11 protein-coding genes are annotated in these 11,920 nt (G+C 37.5%); 5 read left to right on the forward strand and 6 right to left on the reverse strand.

Annotated features, from left to right (window positions below):
• Window positions 1-225: 225 nt before the first annotated feature.
• Genes ACO1O5_RS22485 through ybeY form a run of 3 tightly spaced genes read right to left on the reverse strand, consistent with a single transcriptional unit; the run spans window position 226 to window position 3,120 of the window.
• Window positions 226-741 carry a cupin domain-containing protein gene (locus ACO1O5_RS22485; protein WP_486274304.1) on the reverse strand — a complete coding sequence of 172 codons (516 nt, stop codon included), beginning with the start codon at window positions 739-741 and terminating at the stop codon, window positions 226-228.
• Window positions 742-773: 32 nt separating this feature from the next.
• Entirely contained in the window at window positions 774-2,636 is a 1,863-nt protein-coding gene (gene mnmG / locus ACO1O5_RS22490; protein WP_486274306.1) for a tRNA uridine-5-carboxymethylaminomethyl(34) synthesis enzyme MnmG, read from the reverse strand.
• A 55-nt stretch (window positions 2,637-2,691) separates the two neighbouring features.
• The gene (gene ybeY / locus ACO1O5_RS22495; protein WP_486274308.1) at window positions 2,692-3,120 is read right to left on the reverse strand and encodes an rRNA maturation RNase YbeY; all 429 of its coding nucleotides are present in this window, start codon (window positions 3,118-3,120) and stop codon (window positions 2,692-2,694) included.
• A 68-nt stretch (window positions 3,121-3,188) separates the two neighbouring features.
• On the opposite strand from ybeY, the gene ACO1O5_RS22500 reads away from it, so the two are divergent.
• Complete coding sequence (locus ACO1O5_RS22500; RefSeq protein ID WP_486274310.1) at window positions 3,189-3,410, forward strand: FeoA family protein; 222 nt, start codon at window positions 3,189-3,191, stop codon at window positions 3,408-3,410.
• A 19-nt stretch (window positions 3,411-3,429) separates the two neighbouring features.
• A complete protein-coding gene (gene nadD / locus ACO1O5_RS22505; protein ID WP_486274312.1) occupies window positions 3,430-3,999 on the forward strand; it encodes a nicotinate (nicotinamide) nucleotide adenylyltransferase in 570 nt (189 codons plus the stop codon).
• Between the two features lie 3 nt (window positions 4,000-4,002).
• Here nadD and chrA read toward each other — a convergent pair whose 3' ends face one another.
• The gene (chrA, locus tag ACO1O5_RS22510; RefSeq protein ID WP_486274314.1) at window positions 4,003-5,223 is read right to left on the reverse strand and encodes a chromate efflux transporter; all 1,221 of its coding nucleotides are present in this window, start codon (window positions 5,221-5,223) and stop codon (window positions 4,003-4,005) included.
• A 60-nt stretch (window positions 5,224-5,283) separates the two neighbouring features.
• Entirely contained in the window at window positions 5,284-6,228 is a 945-nt protein-coding gene (locus ACO1O5_RS22515) for an isopenicillin N synthase family dioxygenase (RefSeq protein ID WP_486274316.1), read from the reverse strand.
• Window positions 6,229-6,271: 43 nt separating this feature from the next.
• Here ACO1O5_RS22515 and ACO1O5_RS22520 point away from each other — a divergent pair, with 43 nt between their 5' ends.
• Window positions 6,272-7,345 (forward strand): DUF3089 domain-containing protein, encoded by a 1,074-nt coding sequence (locus ACO1O5_RS22520; RefSeq protein ID WP_486274318.1) that lies wholly within the window; start codon window positions 6,272-6,274, stop codon window positions 7,343-7,345.
• Here ACO1O5_RS22520 and asnS read toward each other — a convergent pair.
• Complete coding sequence (gene asnS, locus ACO1O5_RS22525; protein WP_486274320.1) at window positions 7,342-8,781, reverse strand: asparagine--tRNA ligase; 1,440 nt, start codon at window positions 8,779-8,781, stop codon at window positions 7,342-7,344. The genes ACO1O5_RS22520 and asnS overlap by 4 nt on opposite strands.
• 311 nt (window positions 8,782-9,092) lie before the next feature.
• Here asnS and rho point away from each other — a divergent pair, with 311 nt between their 5' ends.
• On the forward strand, window positions 9,093-10,742 hold the full coding sequence (gene rho, locus ACO1O5_RS22530; RefSeq protein ID WP_486274322.1) for a transcription termination factor Rho: 1,650 nt from the start codon (window positions 9,093-9,095) through the stop codon (window positions 10,740-10,742).
• 72 nt (window positions 10,743-10,814) lie between these two features.
• Window positions 10,815-11,920 (forward strand): tRNA 2-selenouridine(34) synthase MnmH (gene mnmH, locus ACO1O5_RS22535; RefSeq protein WP_486274324.1); only part of this gene is annotated, 1,106 nt, incomplete at its 3' end.

An 11,920-nucleotide genomic window follows, 5' to 3' on the forward strand; every position in this document is an offset into this window, starting at 1 on the left:
AACTTTATTACTACCGCAACCCCAGCAAGATTTTTTTTGTCATAATATCCGAAATTGAAAAGGGTTTCAATTTACTTCATTGAAACCCCTTCCAGTACAACCTTTCAAAAGATTTTACCAACTATTTTTGTCCTCTTTGTCACTTTCAGAGGAAGTATATTTTGAAATATGCTTCCTCTTTTTTTACAATAAAACACCGATACTAACGTATACGAATAAACGCAATTACCTTCCGAAATCATCTTGCACACGAACGATATCTTCCTCATCACTTGGATGATCCAGATCGGTATGTTGCCATATTTCTGCAATTATTCCCCAGGAATCGAGTCCTATCAGCCGGTGTCGTTCGCCTTTTTTCAGAGAAATAAGATCATTGACTTTTTTTGTTTCAAGATGGCCCTCATCGTTATTATCACTTCTTTTTACCCCCGCTACCCCCCCAATCACTTTCCATATTTCGGACCTGCGGTGATGGTATTGCCAACTGAGCCTTTTGTTTCCTTCGACGATTAAAATCTTAGGACTTAATTTGCCGACGTCTGCGCCACTCTCCTCGGCAACGTCTTGAAAGAATTCCCTTTTGAATTTTGAAGCTTGCGATTCATCTATTACAAAAAAACCACCCCAAGGGCGATTCATGTCAATGTTAGTTATAGCAAAGCCTTTTTCCAACAAGAAATTTTCTACTTTAGAAAAGACGTTGGCTTTTGAAGTTTGTGGGGTAAAAAGTAAATCCATTATTAGCATTTATAAAGTTTGTATTTAGTTTATCATCTGCCCATGTAAACCATAAGTATTTGCACATCACTAGGATTTACGCCACTTATTCGGCTGGCTTGTCCTAAAGTTTGTGGCTTTATTTTGATAAATTTTTGTCTCGATTCATTTGACAGCGATATTATCTTCTCATAGTTGAAATTATCCGGTATTATCTGGTTTTCAAGTGTATTCATTTTCTTAATCAGTTCTTCTTCTTTTTCCAGATATACCCGATATTTAATTTCAATTTCTGCCTGCTGCAATGCTCCGGGCGAAAACGACTGAATGAGTTCATTAACCAATGTGGAGTGTCTGGCGAGCCCCTCCAAATTTACATTTGGTCTTACAATTAATTGCGAAGCTTTTTGTTTATGATTTATGGGAGAAGAATTGACTTTCGCGAGATAATTGTTGATTTGATCAGGCTCCATTTTTAATTCGTCCAGAATTTTTAAGAGTTGAGTAGTTTCTGACCTCTTGGTAATTACTGCACTCATTCTTTCTGCTGAAGCAAGGCCAAGTCTAAAACTTTTTTCTGTCAACCTTAAATCTGCATTGTCCTGTCGTAATAACGTTCTGTATTCAGCCCTACTGGTGAACATCCTATACGGTTCATCCGTACCCTTATTTATAAGATCATCAATTAACACACCAATATATGCTTCGTTTCGTTTTAGGACAAGCGGTTCAATACCTTTTACTGCCTGATTTGCATTGATTCCTGCAATGAGGCCCTGGCAAGCCGCTTCTTCATAGCCTGTGGTACCATTAATTTGACCGGCAAAAAATAAGTTTTCAATTAATTTAGTTTCAAGGTTGTTTTTTAGTTGAGTGGGAGGGAAATAATCGTATTCAATCGCATAGCCGGGTCTAAACATCTTACATTTTTCAAAGCCCGGAACTTTTTTGAGAGCTTCATATTGTACCTCTTCTGGTAGGGAAGAAGAAAATCCATTGAGATAGACCTCTATTGTCTCCCACCCCTCCGGTTCTACAAAAAGTTGATGCCTTTCTCTTTCTGCAAATCTGTTTATCTTATCTTCTATACTTGGGCAGTAGCGGGGTCCCTGTCCCTGTATTCTTCCCTGAAACATGGGGCTTGCATGAAAACCTGATTGTAAAATTCGGTGTACTTCCGGGTTTGTGTAGGTAATCCAGCAACTCAATTGCTTGTTTGGTTTCCTTGTTTTTAAAAATGAAAATCCTTCTATTTGTGCATCTCCCTTTTGTTCTTCCATTTTTGAATAATCAAGAGAACGCCCGTCTATTCTTGGAGGGGTACCGGTTTTAAGACGATTGCTTTCGAATCCCCAGCTTATTAATTGTTCAGTAATTCCGAAAGAGGATTTTTCAGCCATTCTACCTCCCGTTAACTTCTTTTCCCCTATATGAATTATTCCGTTTAGAAAGGTGCCGTTTGTAAGGACTACTGATTTGGATTGGATTTCGAGGCCCAATGCAGTTATAACACCTGTGATACGATTATCTTTTTTGCGAAGACCAACTATTGAATCTTGATAAAAGTCCAGGTTTGGCAAACTTTCTAAGATGAGCCTCCACTTAATTGAGAATTGCTGGCGATCACTTTGTGCCCTTGGGCTCCACATTGCCGGCCCTTTGCTTTTGTTCAGCATCCTGAACTGGAGCATCGTTTCATCTGTCACAATTCCCGAAAATCCACCAAGAGCATCGATTTCTCGTATAATTTGTCCTTTCGCAATACCTCCCATGGCGGGATTACAGCTCATTTGCCCCATGTTCTGCATATTCATGGTGATAAGTAGCACCTTTCCGCCTAAATTGGCTACAGCGGCGGCAGCTTCGCACCCCGCATGACCCGCGCCGACTACAATTACATCATATTCTTGGAACATTTGGCAAATTTACCCAATTTGAAACAAGCGAAAAATTTGTTCCACGTGGAACGTTTCACGTGAAACGGTATTTTGAAAGGTAAAAATTCTCTTTTTGTCTCATAAGCATCTTTTCTTCGGTTGTATGGTCTGAAAATCCACATAAATGTAGAATCCCGTGAATCATAACACGAAGAAGTTCTTCCTGGTAATCGACTTTTAATGAAATTGAATTTTCCCGAACCCGTTCAACACTGATGTATATTTCAGCAGAGATCGGTTTTAGTTCACCAGAGAAAGTAAAAGTGATAATATCGGTATATGTATGATGGCGCAGGTATTTTTTATTAAGGTTTAACAAAAATGCATCGCGACAAAAAATATAAGAAACGTATTTAAATTCGATATTCTCATTTGCGAAAACCGACATAAGAAAGAGTTTTAATTCCTTTTTATCTTTAATACGTGGGGAGATATCATTATTGCTAAACTTAATTGTTTTCAATATGTAGTATTTCTATAATCGAAAAAAGTACAAAAGATGAATGATATATTTACCTCAAGATTATTAGTATGAATTTAGCGCAGGTAAAAACAGGAACAAAAGTAAAAATTAAGTCATTTGAAAATGATGAAATAATTCTTAAGTTAATGGAAATGGGCTGCCTTCCTGAAGAAGAAATTATCGTTTGGAAAAAAGCTCCTTTCGGAGATCCGATATATATTATGGTTTCCGGCTATTCTTTGAGTCTTCGACTCGATGAGGCAGAAAAAATTAATGTGGAACTTCTTTAGTAAATAAAAATATAAACTGTTGAATATCGGCTTGTATTTTGGCTCGTTTAATCCTATACATGTGGGGCATTTAATTATAGCTAGTTACATAGCAAACAATTGCGATTTAGATCAAATTTGGTTTGTAATTTCTCCTCAAAATCCTCTTAAAAAAGAAGGAACATTGTTAAATGAACATCACCGCAAACATTTAATAGATCTGAGTATTGAGGGCGAGAAAAAATTGCGCACCTCTAACGTTGAGTTTACACTCCCAAAACCTTCTTATACTATTGAGACAATGACGTATCTCACCGAAAAATATCCACAAAATTCGTTCTCAATAATTATGGGTAGTGATAGTTTTACCAACATTAAAAAGTGGAAAAATTATGAAATGCTTTTAAAAAACTACGAAATATACATTTACGAACGGCCAGGGTTTAAAGTAACAGAAATGCCTGATGCCAAAGTCACAATACTTAAGGCGCCACTACTTGAAATATCGAGCACGCATATACGTGAGTTAATCCAACTGAAGAAATCAATAAGGTTTCTGGTGCCGGATGTAGTAAAAGACGAAATCGAAAAACATCAGTATTATGGTTAAGACCTAAATGACCAACCCGAGAAGCAGGCAACCCATCACGATGTAAGGCGACCTTATTTTCGTAAAGTTCAGCAGCACGAAAGTCATTATAATCACAAATATGTTCACAAAACTTACCGTATTTAATGCGGTGATCGAAATATCCTTTAGTAGATAAAGAAAAGCGGCGCCCATTATTCCGACCACGACTGCATTAATACCTTCAAGTGCTCTAAAAACTACAACGTACTTTTTTAGATTATGCCAAACCGGGTAGAAAAATAAAACCAATAAAGCGCTTGGCAGAAAAATTCCAACGCACCCTATTATGCAACCCAACAGTTGCATATATTTGCCGCTATCCTTCAAAACCATGCCACCCGTGTAAGATGCTACGGAAAATACAGGGCCGGGTATAGCTCTTACCAAACCCCACCCAGTCAGGTATTGTTCTTTCGTTAAATACTGGGTTTTTTTTCTTACAACATATTGCTCATACATCATAGGCATAAGAACATCACCACCGCCAAAAACGAGGCTTCCAAATCGATAGACATTCTCTGTAAGATTAAAGGCTCTTTTATCCTGCCAATTGTGCCTGCGTGCGGTTTCACTTAGAAAACCAACAATCAGAAATAGTAGAACAAACAACCAGATATTGGTCCATTTTATTTGCTTTGGCCTTATATTTTCTTTTTCCGGAATCCTCTTGTCACTAAAATTTGTGACGACACCGCCAAGTATAATGAGTATGGGAAATACCCAAGGAGTTTTAAACAAAAAGTAAGTTGCGAATAATCCCACCAGCATTATTATAAATGTGATGGGGCTTTTGATTGATATCTTATACATCCTTAGTGCAGCAAAAGCGATGAAACCAACAGCCATAGGTTGCACATAGGAAAATATATTTAGAGTTACATGATAAGTGTTAACATATTGAACCAGAAATGAGAAGCTGCCCATAATAATACTCGCCGGTAAAATCCAAATTATTAGCGTTAGGACTGCCAAGGGAACGCCACCTCGTTTATAGCCAATTAAAGTAATAGTTTGTGTTGAAGTTGCTCCTGGCAATAATTGGCAAAAAGCAAGATATTCCATTAATTCTTCCTTTGTAATATCACGTCTCCGTTCAACAAAAGTCTTCATCATCATTCCGAAATGGCCCTGCGGTCCGCCAAAGGCAGAAATTGTATAAAAAAAAACAGCCTTTAGATAGGGAACATGCCTGAACAATACCATGTGTAAATTCTATAAACTTTAAATTATGAGTTTTTAATCCTGCTTAATAAAAATATATTTTTATTTTTTTAGTCCAATTTCTCTTAACCTTTCATCGAGGTATTCCCCTGCTGTAATATCCTTATACTCTTTTAAATGGGTTGAATCAACACAGCTTTCAAGCGCTGCCAGGCTCATATTCGATTTGGGGTGAAGAAAAAAAGGAATTGAAAACCTCGAGGTGTGCCATAGCTCTCTAGGAGGATTTACGACACGGTGTGTAGTGCTTCTCAATTTGTTATTTGTAAGGCGCTGCAACATATCGCCTACATTTACAACGATCTGGTCTGGAAGGGACGTAACGTTAACCCATTCATTCTTTTTGGTAAGAATTTGTAAGCCATCTGCCGATGCTCCAACCAGTAAGGTTATAAGATTGATATCCTCGTGTTGTTCAGCTCTAATGGCACTTTTTGGTTCTGAAGTAATTGGTGGGTAATGTATAGCACGAACTATCGAGTTCCCTTCTTCTACGAAATCATCAAAATAATGTTCATTAAGATCTAGGTACAACGCAATGGCCTGCAAGAGCGATTTCCCTGATTTTTCAAATGCCCGATAAGCCTTGAAAAACGTTTCATTAAATCCGGGAATCTCATCAACCTTTATATTGTCCGGGTATTGTGGTTTTAAACTATGATTATCAGGAACAATTTGACCATACTGGAAGAATTCTTTTAGGTCCGGAGCGAGGCTTCCTTTCGCATGTTCCTTTCCAAATGACGTATAACCCCTCTGGCCGGCTAACTCAGGATCCTCAAATTTCTTTTTCATTTCAGCAGGAAGAGAAAAAAATTGTTGTACGTACTTGTATAGATCGGCAATAAGGTCACCAGGTATACCATGATTTTTTACAGCTACAAACCCAACGTCTTCATAAGCCTTACCAAGCTCCTGAACAAAGGCTGATTTTTCTTCAGAAGTTCCTTTGACAAAATCATTCAAATCAACAACAGGAATTGTCATAAGCTTATTATTTACATTTAGAATTGTGAATGTAGCTTTGAGCATGACAAATTACAAAAGAAATTTTTTATTCAGATTTTTACATAGCACTATTTTATTTATAGGTGTTTTTTATTTGCCTTCTTGCTCAACGCAAAAGTATATCAGTTCCGTTAGTTATGATTTCAAAAGCGAAAATGGGAGGCCCGACTACAGTAATTTATATTATTGGGCAGCAAATCCGGATAAATATGATCCATCGGAAAATGTTCCTTTTCCATTGAAGAGACAAGGTAAAGATTCCCTGGCAGATGTTTTTTTCATTTATCCAACTTCTTATACTGATAAAAAAATGCCAATGGGATGGAATGCAGATATTGATAATAAGGAAATTAATAGGAAGACTGATGATAAATCAATCCTTTACCAGGCAAGCGTATTCAATAAATATTGCAGAGTATTTGCTCCACGATACAGACAAGCCAACCTCGAGGCGTTTTACGCAAAAGATAAACAAAAAGGAGAGGCTGCGCTTGATACTGCATATTCAGATGTAAGAGCGGCATTTATTTATTATTTGAAAAATTATAATCATGGAAGACCAATTATTATCGCCTCCCATAGTCAGGGGACCTGGCATGCTGGCAAATTACTAAAAGAATTTTTCGAGGGTGAGCCACTGCAAGAACAATTGGTTTGTGCTTATGTTATTGGCTTGCCGGTTTTCACTAATTATTTTACTCAACTGAAACCATGTACTGATTCTACAGCCACTGGTTGTTTTGTTAGCTGGAGAACATTTAAGGAAGGATATATTGCGCCGTATGTAGCTGAGGAGACCGTGAAAGCGTATGTTATCAATCCTCTTTCCTGGACAATGGATACAGTTGTTGTACCGGGTCGATTAAACAAAGGAGGCATGCTGAGAAACTTCAATAAATTGATTCCGGGTTTAGTTCATGCCCAAATTCACGGCAATGTTTTGTGGGTAAACAAACCCAGGTTTTTTGGAAGCGTATTTCTTAGAATCAAAAATTATCACATTGCGGATTATAACCTTTTCTATGAAAACATAAGAGAAAATGTGGGAACCCGAATTCATTCATTTTTGCAAAAACAAAAAAACCCAATCCATTAAAACTCAGCATTCTTTGGAAACCTTGGAAAAGGAATAACGTCACGTATATTATTCATGCCAGTTACGAATTGAACGAGACGTTCAAAGCCTAATCCGAAGCCGGCATGGGGACAGGAGCCAAATTTTCGCGTATCGAGGTACCAGCATAACTCTTCTGAAGGGATATTCATTTCGTTCATGCGCTCTTCCAGCTTGTCGAGCCTCTCTTCTCTTTGAGAACCGCCTACAATTTCCCCGATGCCTGGCGCCAGGATATCCATGGCAGCGACTGTTTTGCCATCATCATTTTGCCGCATGTAAAACGCCTTAATTTCTTTTGGGTAATTGGTTAAGATAACCGGCTTTTTAAAATGCTTTTCAACTAAATATCTTTCATGTTCACTTTGCAGGTCCACCCCCCATTTATCAATTAAGTACTGGAACTTTTTTTTCTTATTATGATTCGATTCCTTTAATATTTCGATTGCTTGGGTATAAGTAATTCTCTCGAATTTATTATTCGTTACAAACTGGAGTTTTTCTATAAGCCCCATTTCGCTGCGATCGTTTTGTGGCTTTTGCTTTTCTTCTTCTAAGAGACGTGCTGCAAGAAAATCCAGATCTTCACGATTGTTTTCTAAAGTATATTTAATAATGTATTTAATAAATTCTTCCGCAAGATTCATGTCATCTTCCAGATCGCTGAAAGCCATTTCCGGTTCTATCATCCAAAACTCAGCAAGGTGGCGTGCTGTATTGGAATTCTCCGCACGAAAAGTGGGACCAAATGTATACACATCAGATAATGCTAAAGCACCAAGTTCTGCTTCAAGTTGGCCGCTTACAGTAAGGTTTGTTGCACGTCCAAAAAAATCATCTTTATAATTTATCGAACCATCTTCATTTTTCGAGGGGTTCAAGAGATCGAAATTTGTTACATGAAAAGTTTCACCCGCACCTTCAGCATCGGATGCAGTTATTATGGGAGTATGGAGATAAACAAAATCTTTATCATTAAAGAATTTGTGAATTGCGAAAGCCAGCGAATGTCTTATCCGAAAAACCGAACCAAAAGTATTTGTACGAAAACGAAGATGAGCGATTTCTCTCAAGAATTCAAGACTGTGTTTTTTGGGTTGTAAAGGAAATTTTTCTGCATCGCTATCCCCCAGAATTTCAATACTGCTTGCTTTTAATTCAAATTTTTGCCCCTTCCCCGGAGAAGCTAAAATTTCTCCTGTTACCTTTAATGCAGTTCCGGTAGTAATTCTTTTCAATAAATCATCCTCAAACTTGCCTAATTCTGCAACTACCTGAAGGTTATTATTTGTGCTTCCATCGTTTAGAGCGATGAACTGGTTGTTCCTGAAAGTTCGAACCCAGCCCATGGCTGTTATAGTTTGATTTACTAAATCACCGCCTAAAATCTTCTTTATTCTTATCCTATCGTTAAACATTTCTTTTTTTGAATTGTTGCAAATATAAAATAAGACGAAATAGATTCAAGAGAGAAAATTCGGTTCTTATTACAATTGTATCAATTTGTTTATATATTAGAGTAAGGCATCGGCATAGAATTCATAATTTATTAATATTTTTCTTTTTTTTTAGAAAATTGCCGTATTATTGCAGAAGAAAGCTGACTGGTACTCCTTTGCTACGGTCTCCTCGATAATACGTTTTAATAGAATCCATTCCATAATAAATCATCAAAATTTAGATTTTGCAATTTTCAGGCTCGTTTGATTATTAATCTACACGTCTCTTTATGTATGACATTTTACAACTGAACGATATGCTCGTTCCGGAGTTGCTCGATATAGCTGAACAACAAAATATTTCCGACGCAAAAACATTAGAAAAGCAGGAATTAATTTATAAAATTCTTGATAAACAATCAGTAATGAATAACACTGAAAAAACCTCCGCTGAGTCCGAAAAGGCCGAAAAGCCTAAGAGGAAAAGGATAGTCAAAGTGGCTTCTGATAAAGCGGCCAAAGAGGAAGCTCCTATAGAAGATACTGTTGAAGATTCGGCCAAAGAGGCGAAGCATAAGAAGGCTGATGAGAAGAAGAAGCCAGTAAAAAAACACAAAGATGAAGACGCCGTCGCTGCTGGAGAACCCCGGCCTACCAAAAAAATAGTAGAAGAACTTTCAGATCCAAAATCTATTGCACCTAGCCTGGTAGAATTGCTGAATGATGAAAATGAAGAAGAAATAATGGAACCGCCGTTGAACAACGGTTTCCAAAGTCAGCAAAAGGGCTTTCCACATAAGAAAGAACCTGCGTTCAATATTGAATTTGATGGAGTAATTTTAGCCGAAGGTGTGCTGGAAATGATGCCCGATGGCTATGGTTTTTTAAGAAGTAGCGACTACAACTATCTTTCTTCACCAGATGATATCTATGTTTCGCCATCTCAAATTAAATTATTTGGACTAAAAACGGGAGATACGGTGTACGGCTCGGTACGTCCACCAAAGGAAGGTGAGAAATATTTTGCTTTATTAAAAGTTGAAACCATAAATGGTAAAGGACCGGACGAAGTTCGTGACAGGGTGCCTTTTGATTACTTGACCCCACTCTTTCCTTTTGAAAAATTGAATTTATTTTTAACGCCAACCAATCTCTCAACAAGGATAATTGATTTGTTTACGCCTATTGGTAAAGGACAAAGAGGACTTATTGTTGCCCAGCCAAAAACCGGTAAAACAATGTTGTTGAAAGAAATTGCCAATGCAATTGCAGCAAATCACCCCGAGTGTTATCTAATGATTGTTTTAGTGGATGAAAGACCAGAGGAAGTTACCGATATGGAGCGCAGTGTAAGAGCAGAAGTGATTGCCTCAACTTTTGATGAACCAGCCGAAAAACATGTAAAAGTAAGCACGATGGCGTTGCAAAAAGCCAAGCGCCTGGTGGAATGTGGACACGATGTTGTGATTTTACTGGATAGTATTACAAGGCTTGCCCGTGCTCACAATACCGTTTCTCCGGCTAGCGGAAAAGTTTTGTCTGGGGGAGTTGAAGCAAATGCTATGCAGAAGCCTAAGCAATTCTTTGGTGCGGCACGTAAGATTGAATTCGGCGGGTCTCTCACAATAATAGCGACTGCATTAGTTGATACAGGCAGCAAAATGGATGAAGTTATTTTTGAAGAATTTAAAGGAACAGGTAACATGGAATTGCAGTTGGATCGCCGGTTGTCAAACCGCAGAATTTTCCCTGCCATAGATATTGTTGCATCGTCCACAAGGCGCGATGATCTTTTACTTGATAAGGAAGTATTACAGCGCATGTGGGTTCTTCGAAATCACATGGCAGATATGAATCCTGAAGAAGCTATTAATATTTTGATGAAAAATATGAAAGGAACCAAAGATAATATGGAGTTTCTTACTTCAATGAATGGATAATCAAACCTGAATATAAGTTTATGAAACCACTGTCAGCAGTGGTTTTTTTATTCAAGCATTAATTTTATAGCGGTGGCCATTGAGCAAATTGATATAGAAGTGTTTTTAGAACTTTCAAATGGATATCCGGTATTTGACGTTAGGAGTCCGGCTGAATACTCACATGCTCACATTCCAGGTGCTTTTGCTCTTCCTTTATTCACAGATGATCAAAGAAGGGCTATTGGAACGGCATATAAACACCAAAGCCGCCAGGACGCTGTAAAAATTGGGCTTGATCATTTTTCAGAAAGAATGAAATTAATTCTTCCGGAAGTGGAAGAGTATAGTGAATTATTCTTCAAGTCAAAAAATAAAGAATACCTGCAAAGCAATAAAAATACAGTACTTGTTCATTGCTGGCGCGGAGGCATGAGAAGCGGAGCGGTTGCCTGGCTATTAAATTTATTTGGTTTTAGAGTATTTACTCTTAAAGGCGGATATAAGTCGTTTCGCAAATGGGCACTTGCACAATTTGAAAAAGAATATGAAATAAATATGCTTGGTGGTTTCACCGGATCGGGCAAAACCGGTTTACTGGAAGAAATGAAGAAGAAGGGCTTCAGAGTAATAAATCTTGAGAAACTGGCCAATCATAAAGGATCAGCTTTTGGGTCATTAGGCGAAAATTCTCAGCCGGGGCAGGAAATGTTTGAAAATCTTCTTGCAATAGAATTATGCAATGCTGCCAAAACAGAAAATCAAAAGGAAACTGACGGCGAACCTTATTCGAAAAAATTACCTCCTGAGATCTGGATTGAAGACGAAAGCAGACATATAGGAAAGGTTGGTATTCCCAATAAGATTTGGAAAGACATGAGAAGAAGTCCATTATATTTTCTTGATATCCCTTTTGAGGAAAGGCTTAAACATATTATCGAAATATATGGAAAATTTGAAAAAGAAGAATTGGAGAAATCTATAATGAGGATACAAAAAAGATTGGGAGGACTTGAAACTAAAACTGCAATTAATTTTTTGTATGAAAATAATTTGCATGAATGCTTTTCTATTTTACTCAGATACTATGATAAGTTTTACAGGAATAGCTTGTATAAACGTGAAAATATTGAAAGTGTTTTAAATAAAATACCATGCGCAACCGTTGATTTAAGTAATGCTCAGATTTTTTGTAATCA

Source organism: Ginsengibacter sp. (assembly GCF_057362405.1).